The 20,450-nt window shown below is 50.2% G+C and carries 13 protein-coding genes and 2 pseudogenes; 3 read left to right on the top strand and 12 right to left on the bottom strand.

Translation table 11 applies throughout. The annotated features are described in order from the left end of the window. Positions 1-233: 233 nt before the first annotated feature. The 5 genes from ET418_RS17875 to ET418_RS17855 all read right to left on the bottom strand — a co-directional run bounded on the left by ET418_RS17875 (position 234) and on the right by ET418_RS17855 (position 5,579). Positions 234-1,139: a SphA family protein gene (locus tag ET418_RS17875; RefSeq protein WP_149310000.1), complete on the bottom strand. Its 906-nt coding sequence runs from the start codon at positions 1,137-1,139 to the stop codon at positions 234-236. Positions 1,140-1,211: 72 nt separating this feature from the next. Next, on the bottom strand, positions 1,212-2,735 hold the full coding sequence (locus tag ET418_RS17870; RefSeq protein ID WP_149309998.1) for an FAD-dependent oxidoreductase: 1,524 nt from the start codon (positions 2,733-2,735) through the stop codon (positions 1,212-1,214). Between the two features lie 39 nt (positions 2,736-2,774). Further along, a complete protein-coding gene (locus ET418_RS17865) occupies positions 2,775-3,125 on the bottom strand; it encodes a cytochrome c3 family protein (protein WP_149309996.1) in 351 nt (116 codons plus the stop codon). A 283-nt stretch (positions 3,126-3,408) separates the two neighbouring features. Beyond that, the gene (locus tag ET418_RS17860) at positions 3,409-4,077 is read right to left on the bottom strand and encodes a response regulator (RefSeq protein ID WP_149309995.1); all 669 of its coding nucleotides are present in this window, start codon (positions 4,075-4,077) and stop codon (positions 3,409-3,411) included. Positions 4,078-4,079: 2 nt separating this feature from the next. Next, positions 4,080-5,579: a PAS domain-containing sensor histidine kinase gene (locus ET418_RS17855; RefSeq protein ID WP_149309993.1), complete on the bottom strand. Its 1,500-nt coding sequence runs from the start codon at positions 5,577-5,579 to the stop codon at positions 4,080-4,082. A 1,043-nt stretch (positions 5,580-6,622) separates the two neighbouring features. Between ET418_RS17855 and ET418_RS17850 the strand changes: the two genes are divergently transcribed. From ET418_RS17850 to ET418_RS17840, 3 genes and pseudogenes are all read left to right on the top strand, one after another. Further along, entirely contained in the window at positions 6,623-9,829 is a 3,207-nt protein-coding gene (locus tag ET418_RS17850) for a hybrid sensor histidine kinase/response regulator (RefSeq protein ID WP_149309991.1), read from the top strand. Between the two features lie 109 nt (positions 9,830-9,938). Then, positions 9,939-10,181, top strand: a pseudogene (locus ET418_RS17845) (type I restriction enzyme endonuclease domain-containing protein); the annotation flags it as partial. Positions 10,182-10,218: 37 nt separating this feature from the next. Further along, positions 10,219-12,981: a PAS domain S-box protein gene (locus tag ET418_RS17840; protein ID WP_149309989.1), complete on the top strand. Its 2,763-nt coding sequence runs from the start codon at positions 10,219-10,221 to the stop codon at positions 12,979-12,981. A gap of 23 nt (positions 12,982-13,004) precedes the next feature. On the opposite strand, the pseudogene ET418_RS17835 reads toward ET418_RS17840, so the two are convergent. From ET418_RS17835 to ET418_RS17805, 7 genes and pseudogenes are all read right to left on the bottom strand, one after another. Beyond that, positions 13,005-13,118, bottom strand: a pseudogene (locus ET418_RS17835) (transposase); the annotation flags it as partial. Positions 13,119-13,143: 25 nt separating this feature from the next. Further along, on the bottom strand, positions 13,144-14,802 hold the full coding sequence (locus tag ET418_RS17830; RefSeq protein ID WP_149309987.1) for an FMN-binding glutamate synthase family protein: 1,659 nt from the start codon (positions 14,800-14,802) through the stop codon (positions 13,144-13,146). 169 nt (positions 14,803-14,971) lie between these two features. Then, the gene (locus ET418_RS17825) at positions 14,972-16,003 is read right to left on the bottom strand and encodes a 2-oxoacid:ferredoxin oxidoreductase subunit beta (protein ID WP_149309985.1); all 1,032 of its coding nucleotides are present in this window, start codon (positions 16,001-16,003) and stop codon (positions 14,972-14,974) included. Further along, positions 16,000-17,790: a 2-oxoacid:acceptor oxidoreductase subunit alpha gene (locus ET418_RS17820; RefSeq protein WP_149309983.1), complete on the bottom strand. Its 1,791-nt coding sequence runs from the start codon at positions 17,788-17,790 to the stop codon at positions 16,000-16,002. Before ET418_RS17820 ends, ET418_RS17825 begins: the two co-directional genes overlap by 4 nt. A gap of 211 nt (positions 17,791-18,001) precedes the next feature. Continuing rightward, positions 18,002-18,229: a CDGSH iron-sulfur domain-containing protein gene (locus ET418_RS17815; protein WP_149309981.1), complete on the bottom strand. Its 228-nt coding sequence runs from the start codon at positions 18,227-18,229 to the stop codon at positions 18,002-18,004. Between the two features lie 51 nt (positions 18,230-18,280). Beyond that, positions 18,281-18,823: an NADH peroxidase gene (locus tag ET418_RS17810; RefSeq protein ID WP_149309980.1), complete on the bottom strand. Its 543-nt coding sequence runs from the start codon at positions 18,821-18,823 to the stop codon at positions 18,281-18,283. Between the two features lie 375 nt (positions 18,824-19,198). Further along, positions 19,199-20,077: a helix-turn-helix domain-containing protein gene (locus tag ET418_RS17805; RefSeq protein ID WP_149309978.1), complete on the bottom strand. Its 879-nt coding sequence runs from the start codon at positions 20,075-20,077 to the stop codon at positions 19,199-19,201. Positions 20,078-20,450 lie beyond the last annotated feature (373 nt).

Raw genomic sequence — 20,450 nt, 5'->3', positions numbered from 1 at the left:
GAACAGGCCCCGGAACAGGTTACGGGTCTTCATGGTCTTCGTTCCTTTTCTTGCAATGCGCTTTTTTATTCGTTCCTTTGGCGATATATGGGGCACGACTCGAAATCATCGCCGCACAAAGCTACTAATGAGCGTGCCATGGTCGCCACTCTTTCCGAATCAGTCTAAAAAGTGGGGGGATTACTCCCCCCGATAACATGAAGGAGGCTTATTGTTATTAGCCTTGATGCAGCTTAGAAGGCCCAGATCAGTTTCAGCCAGTACTTGTCGCCTTCCGGTCTATTTTCCACAAGCATCTCTTTTTGGTACTTAGCTTCCAAGCTCATATTTTTGTAGTCATATTTGATGGTGGGACCAGCGGCAAAGACCTGCCCCCTGTTCCCATCATTGGCTATTGCTGTACCGCCATGGTCATTCGAAACCTGTTTGTAGAAGTAACCAGTTGCGCCCATTGTCCACGGCCCCCTGTGATAGGTGGTTGCATAGTCGAAATGAAACTCCTGACCGGAGGTATAATCGGTTGCTGTGTTTTCGGTATTAAAGTCGTACATAAACTTACCGGACAATTCGATACCATTGTCGGTCAGCAGGGTGCCGGTCACAATTGGCTCAATCGTCCAGTAGTTTCTACCGAGATTTGCATTTCTGTTCTTGTCGTACTGCCCGGTCGGGGCAGTAAATTCAACTGCGGTTGCGGCATGCCAGTTTTTTGAATGCCAGGCAAGAACGGCAGGAGCAAATGATATGTCGCCCAAGCCGCTTTTCGTGCTCCCGGCACCATTTACTGTCACGCTGACATTGGCTAGCGGAACAAGCGCATACATCCCCACGTTGGCACCCAGGAATTGCTTGTCGGTCATATACACGAGGCGGGAGACGTTGGCTACCGCGTTGAGATGGAAATCAACCGGAACTTTGTTGCCAGCTTTGTCATTCATATGGTCGGCCGTATAGAGGGTTAGATAGTTAAGGTAATAGAGCCCCGGAGGAGGCAGCGCGCCTCCCATAACCCCCTCTGCCCCATTCGGATAGGCTCCACCGCCGCCCTCTGTGGCTTCGGCATTTACAACAGAGAGTGCTGTGCAGACGCATAATGTGAGACAAGCAAGGTATTTCAGTGAAACTGCCTTTATGTTCATCGAGATTCTCCTTGTCGATATAATCTATTTTTATTAAAGGGACAGAGTTGCCGACTCCGTCCCTCCGCCCTGCTACTTAATGGCTTTCAGTGCACTCAAACCTGCCATCCTGCCCGAATAGGTAGCCCAGCCATATGCATGACCAGAAGCCCACAATGTGTAGGTATCACTATACAAGCCACCAACATCATTACCGCCTGCATACAGACCTTCAATCGGCCTGTCGTCTTTGTCGAGTACGGCCATGTTATTGTTAACGCGGATACCGCCAACGGATGTAAAATGATAAGGCATCAGCTTAACGGCATAGAGCCTGCCATTGTTGAGGGGTTTCATTAAACGATGCTCTTTTGCAAACTGTTCGTCGTAGTGGATTGTTGCGTAGTTATTGTAATTATTGTATGTTTTTTTGAGGGAATCCGCAGGTACGCCTATCTGTGCAGCAAGTTCTTCGATTGAATCGGCAGCTTTGAAGCTTTCACTATTTGCAGCAACAGCATTCTTGATCTCTGTCCGCATACTTTTTAGCTTTGTCGTGACAGGAACAATGACGCCGACCCCATTGTCAATTCCTTTGTCCGTAACGTGATCAACGGTTGCATCATCGAAGATCGCCCAGGCATAGTGCCCGCTCTGTCTGCCGATTGCATTGCCAGCTTGTGCGAAACTAAAGGCAATTCCCTCATCCACGAAACGTTCACCATGCTTATTTACCCACATGGTATTAGGTTGCCATGTCATGCAGAAAATACCGCCGAGGGGGATGATCCCCTTGCCCTCGGTGCCGGGATGCAGCATCAGGTTTTCCCCTTCGTGGTCAGCCCCGACAGCCTTTGCCATCTCAATGCCGTCGCCAGTCTTGTTGAGCGGCAGGATCGGCCTGAAGGCTTCAGGATCGAACTTGGTCCACTGCTTGATTTTCTCTTTGCTGTTGCCGAAGCCGCCCGTACCGATTATTACCGCTTTGGCGTTGACGGTAATTGTATTGCCTTTGTGGTCAACAGCCTGAACACCAGTTACTTTGTTACCGGAATAAATCAATTTTTTCACCGGGGTTCTGAGCCTGAAGTCAACTCCCAGTTCTTTGGCTTTCAGCTGCAGGGCAGTCACAAGGGCCGACCCATGAACAATATGACCTCGTTGTTTGATAAGATGCCAGACTACCGGCTCAGTTGGCGAAATCTCCACTACTTCGAACTCAATCCCCTGTTTCTGAAGCCACGCGATGTTATCGGCGGAATCATTTACGAATTGCCTGATAAGCGTTGCATCATTTTTGTAGTGCCCGAACTCCATAATGTGCTTGAACGCTTCGTCCTTGGTGAGTCCGTAGGATTTTGCTCGCTGAAGCTCCGATTCCACAGCAAACAAACCTTCTGCAAAGTTGGAACTGCCTCCCAGATAGGGGTTCTTCTCAAAGACCATTACTTTTGCGCCGCCTTCAGCTGCTGCCACTGCAGCAGTCAAACCGGTGGACCCTCCGCCTACTACCACAATGTCGGTGTTTATGGTTTTATCCGCAGCATATACGCTGCCAGAGAAAGCAACGGTCACAATGATCAGTGCGATCCGCACTAGTTTTGAACATTTTCCCATTAGTAGTTTTCCTCCTTATATTGGTTTTGAGAATCTTGCTTACTTGTGCCGCGTAATCGGCCCGTGGCAGGATTGGCAGAAAACCGTGCCATCCTTGTGCCCATCGTGACATGTGGAACATTCCAAATCGATGAAGTGGGCACTCTTATGCGGGTTGATGGGCATATCCTTGGTCCGTTCGGCAATCTTCTCGAAGGACTCGTGACATGCCAGACAGTTCTGGTTAGGCACGATCTCATTTACGTCTTTTCCGTGACATGAAACGCACGCCACGCCTTCTGATTTGTGTTTGTCGGCTAGGGACATCTTCTTGTCACCGGCATACAGGCTGATACTTGCAGACAGCACGGCCATTGCCATGATTACCCCTACCGCTACCGTTTTCTTCATGAACTACCTCCTTTGGGTTGTATGCTTTCGTCAGTGCTTCGGCACATGGCGTTTGGCATCAAGCAAATTTGGTGTTGGGTGTCCGTCACCACCCACCATCTTTGATTTGAGTATATCGGGGGGCGTATCGGACTGCTATCGGGGGGGTTACGGTATTTTTTAAGGTCTTTTACCGTTGGTATACAAAAAAGAGGGGTGGGACGGCAGGTAGAAATATTCGGTGATTATAGGTGGCGTTACCTATCTGGCGGGGCGCATGTAGCCACCAGGCGGCTGAGGAATATCAGGGTGCCTCATGGCGAGAGTGGACACACTCTATTGCATATTGAACCAGTTCAGAAGCGCTTTTCAGGCCCAGCTTGTGCTTGATATTCTCCCGGAAGGCATCAATGGTCTTTACACTGAGGTTAAGCTGCTTGGCAATCTGCCGGCTTGCGACCCCTTTGCCGATCAGTTGAAACACCTGGAATTCCCGGTCCGATAACGACCTGATGGTATCCTGGCATTCATTGTCTTGCTTGTGGATTGCCTTATACAGGAGCCTTTCGGTCATCCTCTCACTCAGGTAAACCTTGCCCAACAGGGTCTTGCGAATGCCGCTGATCACTACCTCAGGAGCTTCGCTTTTCATTATATAGCCTGCAGCTCCGGCGCGAAGGGCGCGTTCGGCATAGATCGTCTCATCATGCATTGAAAAAACCAGCACCGGCATCCCCGGGTAACGCAGCTTCATCCCCTTGACGAGATCAAGGCCACTGGTAGAGGCCAGGGTTATGTCGACAACCGCCAGGTCCGGCTGCACTTCAGAAAGTTGCTTCAGTGCATCAGGAGCATCGACAGCCGCCCCGCACACCGTCAAATCAGGTTCCTGGTCAATCAGCTTGATGAGTCCCTCACGCACTATGGCGTGATCATCAACGACGAATATCTTGTAAACGAGCGGAGCCGACATTGTCAGTGTTCCTTTGTGCAGATTTTTGATGAGGGGATTTTGCAAACAATAGAGGTCCCTTTGCCCGGCTGTCCTTTCACCTCAAAGGTGGCGCCAATGATAACGGCCCGATAGCGCATGATTCGCAGCCCCATCCCATTGTTAGTCGATTGAGACGGTGCAAGACCTGCTCCGTTGTCCCGTACGGTCAAGCGGCCCGCGCCCCTGGGACAGTCGAGGCTTATGCGTATGCGTGAACAGCCACTGTGCTTGACCGCGTTGGAGACCGCTTCATGAGCAATATAAAAGAGGTGGGTCGAGTCTGCGATATCGTCGATCAGCACCGGTTTCTCGCAGCTGAAGGTACAATCGACCCGATATAACTTCGATACGCCGGAAGCCAATGTTGCCAGCGCCTCCATGAGCCCCTGCGGTTCCGCAGCTACCAGGCACAGACCATTCAGGATGGAGCGCATCAGCTTCTTTGCCTTCTCGGTCGACTCGACAATGCGGTCCGCCGTTTCGGCCGCATCGGGGGTGATGGCCGACAATTGCTTTCGTAGCGCCGTCGCAAGGAAGGAGATGCCGGTCAGTTGTTGCCCCACGCCGTCATGCAGGTCGTGACCGATACGTTTGCGCTCCCTGCTGCTTATATCCAGCAGCTCGCGTTCCAATTGCTTCCGTTCAGTTATATCGTTCGATATCTGAACCATGCCGATAAAGTGGTTATCCTTATCAAAAACCGGATTGGCCACAACCTCAAGTACCTTTCCATGGACGTGAACTTCTCCGGTGCGTGGTTTCTGTGTTTTATAGACCATCATGGCGGGGCAATCTTCGCAGGGAGTTTTGCGTCCATGATAAACCTCATAGCAGAGTTTCCCGGAGAGCTGCTCAAGAGGCATGCCAGCCGATTCCGCTGCGATATGGTTAGCCCAGACAATTCTGCAATGTTCATCATGATAGATGACACGTTCCGACATGGTCCCCAGAATAAGTGCTTTTTCCCGCTCGGATTTGTGCAATGCCTCTTCAGCTTTACGGTGTTCGGTTACGTCCAGGATCATGCAATGGGTTTGAATGAAATCACCATTCTCATCATATCTGGCATTGCCGTTCGTCACGATGGTAGCCACACTCCCATCTTTTTTACGTACCTTCCATACCAGGTCTTTCGATTTGCCCGTTCTTACATATTCTGGAAATGTGACATTAAGGTGGTACTCAACCCCCTCGACCAGCAGGTCTGCAAACCGCTTGCCAATAATTTCATCAATTGCATAACCGAAAAAATCGGCAAATGCTTGGTTGGCGTCGATCAACCTGGCATTTTTGTCCATCGACATGTACCCAAGCGGTACATTTTCGAACATCAGGCGGTAGCGTTCCTCAATCGCCATCAGCTCTTTATATGCAGCGTTGAGCCTGGAAAAATCCTGAGTCAGAGCAGCAAGCCTCAAACGAGTGTCAGCAAGTTCCCGAGTAAGCTGCTGATAGGTAAGCTTGTCTGTCTGCCGATCCATTTGCCCCCCACGAAAAGTTAGCGTCTATTATTTCCTGAAACAACTATATATGTATCATCGGCTTGCTGCAATCGGGAGACATGCCGGGATTAAATAAAATTTTACCTATGGCGTTTAGGGGGTATTACCTATTAACCCTAGAGCAGCTTTTTACTACAACAACGAGTCAACTGTTCTGCTGCACCGTCTTGATCTCCGGCAGATTGATCTCTATCCAGTCGGCCAACGGCTCGTTCTTGCGGGCGATATCCTTTCCCATGGGCGTCATGATTTAGTTCCACATGGGGCGGCACGACCGGGAAGGTTCAACTTTTATCGTTTTTTATCCGAAAAAACTTTCCAATTAACAATTTTCAGTTATAATATTTTAAGTTTGCTTATGCACGCATCGGAGCACCCATGCTCATCAGCTACGCCAGACTCTCAACCGACGGCCAGAATCTCCATCTACAAAATGATGCCTCGTAGAAAAAACACCCATCTGAGCGGCGCCGCTTCTGAACGTCTGGGGATGGCTGCCGTTTTTAACGTCTTCGCACTGGCGATATGCTGGTGATTTGGCGCCTTGGCCGCTCTCTGAAACACACCATCCAATTGGCGGAAGAACTTTAAAACCTGGATGAGAACATCGACACCACTCCGGCGGGCGGGCTATCGGCCTTCCACCGGTTTGGAGCGCTTGCCGAGCTTGAACGCAAACTGATCGGAAAGCGAACTGTCAGCTTCACTCGCGCCCGGAGCCGATACCGGGCAGGCCCAACCTGCTGATAACTGATGTGATCATGCCGGAGATGCACAGCAAGGAGTTGTCCGGCCAATTACACTAAATCTGTCTCTATTTGAAAGGCCTGTTCATATCGGGATACCCTGCCAATGTCATCACCCAGTAAGGCATACTTAGATGATGGTGCGCCTTTTATTTAGAAACCATTCGCTTTAACCAGTCTGGCGGTCATAGTGCGCGTGGTGCTGGACAGTAAATTATAGTCTGCTTTATCAATCAAACGTACACTATTTGACATGCTTCTATTACAGGTGACACCATGCCCTCCACATCCTCCACATCCTCCGCGCCCCCCAGCATGCCTGCCAGATACAGCATTCCCTTTTTTCTCGCTCTGATCGTAGCCGGTCTGGCAGGCGACTACTTCAAGTACCCAATCTTCCTGAACATCGATTTCCTGTTCGGAAGCGTCTTTGCCATGCTGGCCTTGCAGTTCTTCGGGATTGGCCGGGGAATCGTGGCGGCCGCCATAATTAGCAGTTACACCTACATCCTCTGGAACCACCCATATGCCATCATCATCATGACCGCAGAGGTGGCCGTGGTCGGCTGGTTGTTCAACCGCCGCAGAATGGGGATGGTAATCGCCGATATGCTCTACTGGCTCATCATCGGCATGCCGCTGATCTACCTTTTTTACCGTGTTGTCATGCATACCCCTCTTTCAAATCTTTCTATCACCATGGCCAAACAGGCGATGAACGGCATTACCAATGCCCTGGCCGCCCGACTGATCTTTACCGGATATGCCCTACTCACCCGCTCGTCAATCACCTCGTATCGTGAGATTATCTATAACCTACTGAGTTTTTTCGTATTGTTTCCCGCCCTAACCATATTAATGACCAACAGTAGAACCGATTTTAACGAAATCGACCACAACATTCGCACTACGCTAACGCAGATGATACAGCATGATGCCCGATTTCTGGAATCCTGGGTATCAGACCAAAAAACAGCCACGGTCTATCTTGCGGAGTTGGCAGCTTTGCAAACTCCCCAGCAGATGCAATCACATCTTGAGCAGGCAACGAAGTCGAATTCTTGTTTTTTGCGTATCGGGTTGCAGGATAAAGCGGCCACAATTGTCGCCTACTTTCCCCTGATCGACGAACTGGGGCAGAAGAATATCGGCAAAAATTATGCCGATCGCCCCTACTACCCTATACTAAAAAACGAACGTAAACCGATGCTTTCTGAAGTTGTCATGGGCAGGGTCGGTAAACACAAACCGTTTGTTGCGATGCTTGCGCCGGTAATCACACATGGGGAATATGGCGGCTGCATTACCAGTATCCTCAACCTAGAGAAAGTTAATGAAATACTGATCAAAAATGATGGTAACGACATCCACTACACCTTGATCGATAAAAACGGCAACGTAATCATGACGAATCGCACCGACCAAAGGGTCATGACGCACTTTGTACGCAACAAAGGCGTGATGAAGCGTCTTAATGACCAGGTAAGTCAATGGATTCCCCAATTGCCTCCCACGACTCCCGCTTCTGAACGCTGGAAGAAATCATTTTATGTTGCAGAAACAACCATAGGTGGCCTCGCTGAATGGAAACTGGTCCTGGAACAGCCGGTGGCGCCGTTTCAAAAGAAACTCTTCGATAACTACACCGTCAAGTTCACCATGATGTTCGGTATCATGGTCGTAGCGTTGGTGCTGGCGGAGCTTTTGAGCCGACAACTGATTTCCACTCATAAAAAACTCCTGAACGTATCCCGTGACCTTCCAAGCAAAGTGGCAACTAACGCAAAAATCGATTGGCCGGAAAGCGGGATTTTCGAGGTGATGAATCTGATCAGTAATTTCAGGGAAACGTCTGATTCTCTGGCGACGCAGTTTTATGAGATTCAGCAGATCAATGAATCACTCGAACAGCATGTCGCGGAACGAACCAGCGAGCTGACCACTATAACGCATGAGGTCAGTATCATTCTGGAAAACGCCCCTGTTGGCATTGCCAAGATAATGGACAAAAACATCGCGTGGAGTAACCGCAAGCTGAGCGAAATGTTTGACTATTCAAAAAAGGAATTGGTGGCGGGAACAACGAGGAAACTGTTCCAGTCACAAGAAGCGTTCGATAAACTTGTCCAGGAAGCTTTTGAGCTGCATGTCCAAGGATTAACGTTCCAGACCGAACAGGAATTTATAAAAAAAGATGGATCTCACATTCTGGTCAGATACGTCAGCACGGCTATCGAACCGGCAGACCTGTCCAAGGGAAGCATCTGCCTGATGGAGGACATCACCCGGCACAGGCAGGAGGAGGCAGAAAGAAAAGCCTTCGAGCAGCAATACCAGGAAACCCAGAGGCTAGAAAGCCTCGGCGTGCTGGCTGGCGGCATTGCCCATGACTTCAACAACCTTCTGGCAATCATCATGGGAAACTGTTCCTTGGCAAAGATGTCGCCTGAAAAGTTTACTAATAATCTTGATGCCATAGAAAAAGCCACGGAACGTGCTGCGGCATTGTGCCGCCAGATGCTGGATTACGCCGGGCACACCCAGGTTGCCAAGACACAAATCGAGATCAGGTCACTGGTGGATGACATGGTAGGATTAATGGCGTCAACCGGACACAAGAATATTGTTATAAAAGCGATCATCTCGCCAAATATCCCGCTCATTCATGGTGATGCCAGCCAGATACGGCAGATACTTTTGAATCTTCTCACCAATGCCACCGAGGCAATTGGTGAGGCGCAAGGAGAGATCGACGTCATGTTAACAAAAACCTCGGTCGATGCGGATCAACCGGAAAAGGATCATCTCGGCCGGGTGATCCCTGTTGGGACTTACGCCTGTCTGGAGGTTACCGACAACGGCTGCGGAATGAATGAAGAGACCCAGCATAAAATATTTGAACCGTTCTTTACCACCAAGTTTACGGGGCGTGGCCTCGGGCTGTCGGCAACCCTCGGTATCATCACGGGACACGACGGGGCATTACAACTATTCAGCCAACCAGGCAATGGAACTATCTTCAAGGTTTACTTACCGGCTCAGGACAAAGATTCTACAATCGAATCCATCCGTCACATCACCCCGGCATCGTGGCGTGGCAGTAGCACTATACTGCTGGTGGAAGACGAAGACCAGGTGCGTTTGATCGCAAAAAAGATCCTGAACCAATTTGGCTTTACCGTAATAGAGGCGGTTAATGGCAAGGAAGCGCTGGAGTTGTACCGGCGAAATCCTGCTACTATAGACCTGGTCATGACAGATATCGGCATGCCGATCATGAATGGCTATGAATTATTTTTTGAGTTGAAAAAATTGCAACCTGACCTGCCAATTATTATTTCAAGCGGTTTTGGTGACATGGATATTGGCTCAAAAATTCCCCCGGAAGAGGTGGCCGGGATCATTAGTAAGCCTTACAGCCCTGCCCGCTTGCAGGAGATGCTGAAGAGCATTTTCGAGCCCACGAGTCAGAAGACCGTGTGAGAGGGACATCCCGCTACCTCAATTGCAATAAGTCACAAGTGCGACGATTTGACCATTTACTACGGTATGCAACCATATCCATTGAAGACAGAGACAGAATAGGGACGAGCAGGCTTTTTACGACGCCCTTGAGATAAATGACCGTGCAGTCAAGCTCATAGGCGATGACATCCTCAAAACCATAGCCCCAGAGCTGGCCGATACCATGCGCGAGAATGTCCGTGCCCAACGTTGGGTGCTGGTGAAGCGCATCCTGCGCAAGTGCTGCTCCCTACCCGATAAGCAGGAAAAGGCCACACTGATAGTGCAGGAGCAGACAAAAGTACTGCCTGCAGGATGGGCAACCGCCTAATTTTACCACAACGAATATCCCATAAGCTGGAGAGAATATGCCTTGGATCATCATAGCGGCCACAGCAACGACTAGCTCAGTATTCATCCTGACGCTGGTTAATATATACCTCTACTTCAGCTACAGAGAGAGGTTCATGAAGATATGGGCCTACGCATGGGGAGTACACACCTTCAGGTACTTGTTTCTCATTGGATCAGAGCTTTGGCCTTCAAGCCGAATCATCAAGGAGATCAACTACCTCTTTATAATTGCCAGCGCGATCATACTCCTGACAGGGACAAGGGTCTTCATAGGCAGACCTACCGGCAGGAAGGAAAACCTCATCGGGGTGCTCATAGCGATATGGACTATATATTCCATTTCATCGAGCATGCCTATCATGACAGCAATGATCCCCATATTCGCATTCCTGTCCTACACCTACATCCATATCGGGATTCAACTCCTGAAGAATATTGAATCGAAGGGAGTAGCCAGCCGCATAACAGGGTGGTTATTTATATTATGGGGCATTCATCAGGCGGACTATCCGTTCCTCCGCCCAATAGAATGGTTTGCGCCATGGGGGTTCCTCATCGGCGGCGTTCTTGCCACTACCATCGCACTGGGGATGGTGCTCATCTATTTTGAAAGAACGCACCTAGCTCTACGCGCGAAAGAAGACCGATATGAGCAACTGATCGAGTCATCCCACAACTGGATCTGGGAGGTTAACGCGGAGGCCGTCTATACCTTCGCCAGCGCTCACGTCAAAGGCCTCTTGGGGTACACCCCAGAAGAAGTCCTGGGGAGGACCCCTTTTGATCTGATGCCCGAAGAGGAGGCCACCCACATAAGGGAAATCTTCGGGGCGATAGCCGCTCGACGGGAACCATTCCATCGGCTTGAGAACACCAACCAACACAAGGACGGTCGGTTGGTAGTGCTGGAGACCAGTGGCGTTCCGTTCTACGATGGGAATGGGGGGTTTTGTGGCTACCGAGGGATGGACCAGGACATAACCGAACATAAGCAAGCGGAAATCCGCAGAGACGTAAGCAAACAAGTTTTGCAGGCTCTTAATGAAACTCATGACCTTAAGGTTTCGCTCGAGCAGGTCATCAACCTATTGAAGACGGACATGAACTACGATGCGGTCGGCATTCGCCTTCAGGAGGGGGAAGACTACCCGTATCTGGTGGAGTCGGGACTCCCCAAGGACTTGCTTATAAAGGAAAACTCCCTGATTGAACATAACCCGGAGGGAGGAATATGCCGCCACGAAGACGGTAGCGTCTGCTTGGTATGCACCTGTGGCCTGGTTATCACCGGCAGGGTGCCTCTGGATAATCCACTCTTCACGCCTGGCGGCAGTTTCTGGACAAATGATTCATCCTGTCTGCTTCACCTGTCGGTTGATCAGGAACCGCGCCATAACCCACGCAACGAATGCATCCATCATAAGTATGCGTCCTTTGCCCTAGTTCCTATCCGGTACAAGGACAAGATTGTCGGCTTGATACAGTGTAATGACCATCGTAAGAATCGGTTTACCATGGAATCTATTCAGCACCTGGAAGGGATAGCCGCCTATATCGGTTCTGCTTTGATGCGTAAGTGGTATGAGGATGAGCGTATAAACCTGGAGAAACAACTACACCAGGCGCAGAGAATGGAGTCTGTCGGACGTCTGGCCGGTGGAGTGGCACATGACTTTAATAACATGCTCGGCGTCATCATCGGGCATACCTCACTCGGGCTTATGGAAACGGATTCGAGTCAACCCATCTATAACCATTTGCAGGAGATCAATTCAGCAGCTGAACGGTCTGCGGACCTGACCCGTCAACTGCTTGCCTTTGCGCGTAAGCAGACAATCGAACCAAAGGTCCTGAATGTGAATGATGCCATAACCGATATGCTCAAGATGTTGCAACGGCTTATCGGTGAAGACATCCAACTCAACTATAAACCTGGCGCCCAGGTGTGGCCGGTCATGATGGACCCCTCCCAGGTAGACCAGATCATGGCCAATTTGTGTGTCAACGCTCGTGATGCTATCCATGGCGTCGGGACGATAGTCATTGAGACGGGCACTATCGTCGTTGATGATGCTTATAGAATCAATCATTCTGAAGCTGGGCCCGGAGAGTATGTTTGGATTACCGTCAGTGACAACGGTTGCGGGATGGATAAGGATACATCGGCACATATCTTTGAGCCGTTTTTCACAACCAAGGCTCCCGGTGAGGGGACGGGCCTCGGTCTTTCGACTATCTACGGCATCGTCAAACAGAACAACGGATTCATCAACGTCTACAGCGAACCGGAACAAGGTACCACATTTACCATTTGCATCCCTCGGCACATTGGTGCACAGGCATTGCCTCCTCAGAAGGATGCTGCCATGCTCCTGCCGAGCGGCGACGAGACAATCCTATTGGTGGAAGACGAACCAGCTATCCTTGCGATGACCACTGCACTCTTGATGAATCAAGGATATAATGTCCTGCCGGTTTGCTCTCCCATCGAAGCGATCCAGGTAGCCCATCAGCATAAAAATGGTATCGACCTGCTGATGACAGACGTTATCATGCCAAAAATGAACGGTAAGGATTTGGCCCAGAATCTCAAAATGATGTATCCGAACCTCCGGTGCCTATTTATGTCCGGCTATACCGCCGATATCATTGCCCAGCATGGAGTCTTAGACAAAGGGATAGACTTCATACAAAAGCCATTCCCGTTGCCAACCTTGGCGGTTAAGGTAAGGGAGGTGCTTGATTTGGAAACGCATGAATCTCCCCTATTTTCCTAGACACTCCTGGGTCTTGGAAAGAAGCTCCGTTCGGCTTCCATCTCCTTCATCCGTTTAAGATAGGAAGCTACCATGCCGCCGTACTTTGATTTCCAGTTGTAATAGGTAGCGTCGCTGGTGCCATGCTTGCGGCAGACCCACCTGATTTATATCTTATTGATTTTACTTTAAGGGGTTGGTCAAGCTGGACGCCGATACCGGATCATCTTTCAGAGCCGATCCACATATCAGATCAAACGAATCAGACGCCGCATTCTCGAAGTCGCACTTGAACTGTTCGGGTATCTCGCCACGCAGAAAGGCCCCTCGGCTGACGTAATTATAGATGTCGTAGTAGGTCTTTTTTTCGATGTTCCCAATGCGGACCACAACATGATAGGGCTTCAGATCAGTCGTGGATGGAAGCCCCATAGAACCGATGATTTCGGCAGCACTTTTCAGCGTTTGCTCATGGTAGATCTGTACCCTTTTCCGCTTGTCAGATACGACAAGTCCCGCGACGAGATTAGGATTTTGGGTCGCCACACCAGTAGGACAGTTATTGGTGTTGCACCGGAGCGCCTGGATGCAGCCAAGCGCGAGCATCATCCCACGGGCCGAATTGCAGAGGTCTGCTCCGATGGCGATTCGTTTTACGAGCCCGAAACCGGTTGTTATTTTACCGCTCGATATTAATCGTATCTCTTTGCGCAGATCAAAGCCGTTCAGACAGTTGTGGACGAAAACAAGGCCATCAATGCTCGGTTCGCCAATATGGTTGCTGAATTCCATTGGGGCAGCACCTGTACCGCCCTCACCGCCGTCTACTGTGATGAAGTCAGGTTTGATGCCGGTTTTTACCATAGCCTTGCAGATAGCTATGAACTCACGATGGATGCCAATACAGAGTTTGAAACCGACCGGTTTACCGCCGGAGAGCTCGCGAAGCTGTTTAACGAATTGAAGGAGTTCAATTGGGGTCGAGAATGCCGAGTGACTTGGCGGCGAGATTACGTCGCGGTCAAACGGAACACCACGGATGGCAGCGATCTCGGGGGTTATCTTCTCTTTCGGGAGTATGCCGCCATGCCCCGGCTTTGCACCTTGAGAAATCTTTATCTCTATCATTTTAACGTTATCCAGCCGTGCTTTTTCGGCGAATTTCGTCGCGTCAAAGGAGCCTTCCGTGTCGCGGCATCCGAAGTAGCCTGTCCCGATCTGCCAGATCAGATCACCACCCTCGCTAAGGTGATACGGTGTAAGCGAACCCTCGCCGGTGTTTTGCGCAAAGCCGCCATCTCTAGCCCCGCCGTTTAGCGCGATTACAGCGTTTTTACTGAGGGCTCCATAGCTCATAGCTGAGATATTGAGGATACTTGCAGAGTACGGCTTTGTGCAATCGCTCCCACCAATAGTCACCCGGAGCGCTGCCGGGTCAACATGTTTGGCAATGATCGAGTGTTTAACCCATTCATAACCGGGACTGTAGACATCAAGCTGTGTTCCGAACGGGAGTGTGTCAACATCGGCCTTGGATCGTTGATAGATGACTGACCGCTCCTCCCTGCTGAAGGGCATCCCATCAGTGTTCTTCTCGATAAAGTACTGCTGGATTTCTGGCCGTACGGATTCGAACACATAGCGAAAACGGCCAATGAGCGGAAAGTTTCGCCTGATCGAATGGCTCGTTTGAATACTATCGGAGATTCCGAGAAGAATGAGAAGGCCAAGAATAATTGAAAGGGTGTAGTGGGCCGGAAGATAGGGTGACGGGAGGATTATAGCTGCTACGGTGAGGCTGATAATAAGAATGATGCTTATTAAAAAAAACTGTTTTCTCATTCTGATGCTCCAATAAGGCTCTTCAACGTTTCAAGCGGGTTGAGCATATAGCCTGTTGAACTTGAGCTTACCTGTAATGAGGTGGGCCGTAGAAATCATGTTACGAGGGGTTCCATTCCGACTATTACAACTTGTTTTTTCATCTGATGACCTGTGGTTGAAACAGTCACTACATAAATTCGGCATTGATCATATCCAGTGCCGCTTGCGTCGGTCGGATTTTTTCATTCGGTAGATGGACCAATGGTATTTCAACCTGTTTGTTCTGTGCGACAAGAGTTTGCCTCTCTTCGTTTACATAAAGCAACCCCGTGGTAAACACCTGTTCGCCTCTCTCTTCTTCCAACAACTTGATTGCAGACATCCGTTCTGTTGGATCATACTCAAGGCCGGTTTTTTTCAGACGGATGATTGATCCATCGTGCATCGCTACTTCGTGGATCGCATCAGGTTCATATTCAGCTTGGATCTCGTCATGTTCCAGAGGGATGAAACTGATGTCGTGCAGCGGCATCTCGTGCTCCCTGCCCCACATATAACTTTTGGTCGAGGCTTCGCCGTTGTTAAAGCTGACACACGGACTGAGGACGTTCAGTACCGCCGTGCCATGATGAGAGAACGCCGCCTTGAGCAGTGTCTGCAGTTGCTTGGAATCGCCGGCAAATGATCGGGCCACAAAACCGCAACCGGCAATGATCGCTTCAAGACAGAGATCGAGCGGCGGCGTTTCGTTCAATCCGCCATGTTTTATCTTCTGGCCCAAATCGGCTGTCGCGGAAAGCTGACCTTTGGTTAAACCGTAGACACCGTTGTTCTCGATGATGTAGACCATATCGACATTGCGGCGTAGTAAATGCTTGAATTGCCCAAAACCGATCGACCCGGTGTCGCCATCGCCGCTGACGCCGATGGCCACCAGATCCTTGTTGACGGTCGTGGCGCCAGTGGCGAGTGATGGCATGCGCCCATGCAGACCGTTGATGCTGTGAGATTTACCGAGGAAGTATGTCGGGCTTTTGCTCGAACAGCCGATGCCGCTGAATTTGGCGATGCGCGTCGGATCAAGTGAGAGGTCGTATGCGGCGCCGATGATCACGTTGGCGATCGAGTAGTGGCCACAGCCGTTGCAGAGCGTTGAAGGCAAACCGTTGTAATCGGCTTTGCTCAAACCAAGGCGGTTGACGTTAGCATTAGTAGTCATAGTTTTTCCTTTGCCTCTTGCGTCAAAATGGCTTCACTGATCCATCGCGCAGTCAAGGGGAGGCCGTCACATTTGGAGATGGAAACGATGCGATCAGCATCCGCAGGGGTATGGAGTTGAACCAGCGAATGCATCTGCCCATCAAGATTATTTTCAATGACGTACACACGCCTATGCTTCTTGACGAATTCCACCAGCCGGTTCTCCAAGGGCAGCGCTCGCAGCCGCAGGTATGATGACGAGACTCCGACCGCATTCAAGAGATCGCGTGCCTCTCGGATGGCAGGATCGTTGGTGCCATACGAGATGAGCCCGATTTCCGCGCCATCGACCAGATCGACAATCGGCGCAGGCATGATCGTGCGCGCGTAATCGTGTTTTCTCGCCAGGCGAGTCAGATTGGCCGACCACTCTTCGGGGCGTTCGCTGTACGCTGCGGCTTCATTATGACCGGTACCGCGTGTGAAATACGCCGCCGCTGGATGATTTGTGCCGGGCAGGGTTCGGTAGCAGATGCCATCTCCATCGACATCGGCGTAACGCTTCCATTCTCCCTGCAAACGGATGAGATCTTCGGCCGACAGGACCTTGCCGCGATCGAGCGGTTTGGCGGGAAACTTGAAGGGGCTCGTCGGCCAGAGGTTCAAACCGAGATCCAGGTCGCTCAACACGATCACGAGCGTTTGCAGTCGTTCGGCAAGATCAAGTGCGGTGCCGCCAAACTCAAAACATTCGGTGATCGATGAAGGGATCAGACAGACGTGCCTGCCATCGCCATGACCAAGTGTGTATGCAGCCAAAATATCGTCTTGCGCTACGCGCGTCGGCAACCCGGTGCATGGCCCCATACGCTGGACGTCCCAAATAACGGCGGGTATTTCAGCAAAGTATGAGTAGCCCGCAAATTCGCTCATCAGCGACAGCCCTGGTCCTGAAGTTGCTGTCATCGACCGTGCTCCGGCCCACCCCGCTCCCACCACCATGCCGATAACCGCCAGTTCATCTTCCGCCTGCACGATCGAGTATGTGGCTTTGCCGTCGGCATCTCGTCGAAGCTTGGGGAGATACTCACTCAGATTATCCACAATTGACGTCGACGGCGTGATCGGATACCAGGCAACGAATTGTACACCGCCGAAAATCGCGCCGAGCGCAGCGGCGCTGTTGCCATCGATCAGGAACGTCCCGTCGGTTTTGCTCATCCGCTCGACGCGAAACGGATCGTTTTTGGTAAGGTTTACCTTTGCCCAATCATACGCTGCTTTAACCGTGGCGTAGTTCAGTGTGATCGCTTTTTCCTTACCACTGAAGTTATACGACAACGCGGCTTCGATCTCTTTGAGGTCGATATTCAGCAGATAGGCCAGCGTGCCGACGTAGACCATGTTGGCGACGTATGGCTTCAGTTTGCTCTCCGCTCCGGACTGTTTGACCAGTTCATCCACCGGCATCGGATAAAAGGTCACATCATCGCGTTTGATCGGGGGTTGATCGTCGATCGGGCAGAGACAGGTGCCGCCTGATGCCAGGTTCTGGATGTCTTCCAGGATCGACACCCTGTTCATTGCCACTAATATCTCGGCCTGTTCGCGCCGGGCAATGTACCCATCTTTGCTCACGCGAATGGTGAACCACGTGGGGAGCCCCTGAATATTGGAGGGGAAGATATTTTTACCGCTGACCGGGACACCCATTTTATGGATGGCGCGAATCAACGTGTTGTTGGCGGTTTGGCTGCCGGAGCCGTTGACAGTGGCAATAGTGATCGAAAAGTCGTTCACGATCATGCTTTTACCTCACATAAATCAAATAATTTCAGAATGTGGAATAGCTTCATTCCAGAGGAAGGTGCCCTTTAGAAGAAATAAAGGGTGTGCGCAGCCACCCGGTTCAGTAGCACCGGGTGGCTGTTCGTCGCATTGCTATTGTGTTGAATACGTTCCGCACCAGGCTACCCTTGTTCTTATATGCTTAGTCGGTGCCAGAGATTTTCCACGATTACTTTGCGTGACTACCGTCGCAGAATGGGGCATTACCAGTTTTGAAACACTGACAAAGGTGCACCTCTTTCTTTTCCTTGACCTCGAAAGCAACCGGCGTCTTGCCAGTCCCCACATGGGAACCATCACAGAAGGGGGCCTTTGCTGATTTTCCACACATGCAGCGATAGTAAGTGCCTGGTTCCAGTTCGATTGCGATCGGTCCAATTGTGTTTGCTTGGCTCATGGTGTTTCTCCTTTTAATGTGGTGTTACTTCACTTGATGTAATTGAATTATTTAGAAGTAGCGCTTTAGCAGTCCGGTAAAGACCTGGCCGTGGCGGGCTTCGTCCTTGCACATTTCGTGAACGGTGTCATGAATGGCATCGTAATTGAGTTGTTTTGCTTTAGTTGCCAGTTCTTTTTTGCCTTTGCAGGCTCCGTTTTCAGCTTCGACACGCATCGCAAGGTTGGTCTTGGTGTCGGCTTTCAAAACTTCGCCCAGCAACTCGGCAAACTTGGCAGCATGTTCAGCTTCCTCGAAGGCAATTCTCTTGTAGGCTTCAGCTACTTCGGGATAACCTTCGCGATCTGCCTGGCGGCTCATGGCCAGGTACATGCCAACTTCGGTGCATTCCCCTGTGAAGTTCCTTTTGAGACCATCGACGATCTCCTGGTCAACACCTTGAGCCACACCGATTTTGTGTTCATCAGCCCAGCCAAGGGCGCTTTCATCCTTAAGGATAAATTTGTCCGCCGGAGCCTTGCATTGTGGGCATTCAGCAGGTGGTGCGTCTCCTTCATGGGCATAGCCGCAAACAGTGCAGACATACTTCTTCATAGTGTTCTCCTTTTCGTTTCAGACAGTTATTAGATGCACCAAATAAATTCTTACCTGATGCAGAACTAATTTGCAGCTAACCGCAACCAGCCTGCTGTTCGCTTTCCAGTTTGAGCAGTTGCGACAACTGGATTTTACTTTCACGGGGCACCGCCCAAAATATGGATACCGTGAAGCGGCAACAACCATAAGTCAAAACAAGTCACCTCCCGCTTGAAAGCGGGAGAATGGTTCTACTCAGGAAGAGTTTTAAGCGATAAACCGGGGTACATGGCAAAAACACGCCAAACAGGATAAATTCAATCCGGTTACCGTCAAAATGTACCCTATTTTACGAAGAGAGTGGTAATAGATACGGGTAAAATGCTGGTAATTTTATGCAAGAAGATGTCTTTGTTTGAAATCAGATGGGGTGGCGCCAGCGACTTTCTTGAAAACTTTTGAGAAATAGGAATGTTCCTCGAATCCGAGGTTAAAGGCGATTTCTTTAATGGTGAGATTGGAGAAGAGGATCAGGCGTTTTGCTTCAACAATCAGGCGATCATCGATGGCTGTCGATGCGTGCTTACCGGCATAGAGTTTCACAACCTCGCCCAGTTTGCGTGGGGATATCCCCAATTCCGAGGCATAGAAGCTGACGGCGTGCTCAACCTTGAATTTTTGTTCGAGGATGGTATTGAATCGGTTCCAGATGCAAAGGGTCAAGTTAACGTCTCGAGGTTTCAACTGTGCAGACATGAGGCGGATTTCTTCCAATTTAGCGATTAGCGCACTCAACAGGTATCTAGCAGCATGGAGGTTAAAGGGGTCAGCGTGGTGGCATTCGCAGGCCAATAGGGAGCAATATGCCGAGATCCCGGCCGCCTGTTGGTTATTCAATTGTAGAGCAGTGTGACCGATAAATTGGGAAAACAGGAGATGAGAAGGGGTCGCCAGGAACTCTTCGGTAAACCTAATGGCAACCCCCCGACAGTCGGGTGTCGGTATCAGGCTATGAATACGTCCTTTGGGGATGATGAGTATCGTCTGCGCTGAGTGCTCGACAAGATTATCATCGAGTAAATGCTTCACAGCCCCTACCCTGATCCAAATTATTTCTTGGTATGAGTGGCGGTGAGGAACTTCCTGCTGTCTATTTAGCCTGTTTGCCAATACATCATCAAGCTCAAAATACATGAACTGTGCAGAGCCTCCGGCAAAGGGAATGCCCTCTTCGATATTGGCTTCGATAATTTGTTTTTTTAAACTGTCCATTCTGACAAGATTCTCTGTTGATATCGTAAGATTCGCCCGCCATTTCAGGTTCTTATGCGTAGTTGCAGGCTTCGTAGAGGCGGAATTGCGAAAGTCGGGGCAAAAAAAAGGAATCCATAATGATTACTTGTTGTTAGATTGAGCGGGAAACGGGATTCGAAAATATCAGCTATATCAACTTAACTTGTATTACTATAATCATTTCAGACAATTAAATCAACCTTCCATCAGTAGCCAGTCCAATTCAGTCCAATCAATTTCAACCTATTCTGATCTACTCAGGGGCATACCGGGGACAGCAAGCGGCTCAACAGAACAAAACCTGCTTATCCGTAGATTGAGCATTCAAATCTCTCCAAGTACGCCAGTAAAG

Origin of the sequence: Oryzomonas rubra, from assembly GCF_008369015.1 — a bacterium.
Taxonomy (GTDB): Bacteria; Desulfobacterota; Desulfuromonadia; order Geobacterales; family Pseudopelobacteraceae; genus Oryzomonas; species Oryzomonas japonica.
Note: the sequence above shows the minus strand (reverse complement) of the source record. Positions and strands in the feature narration are given on the sequence as shown.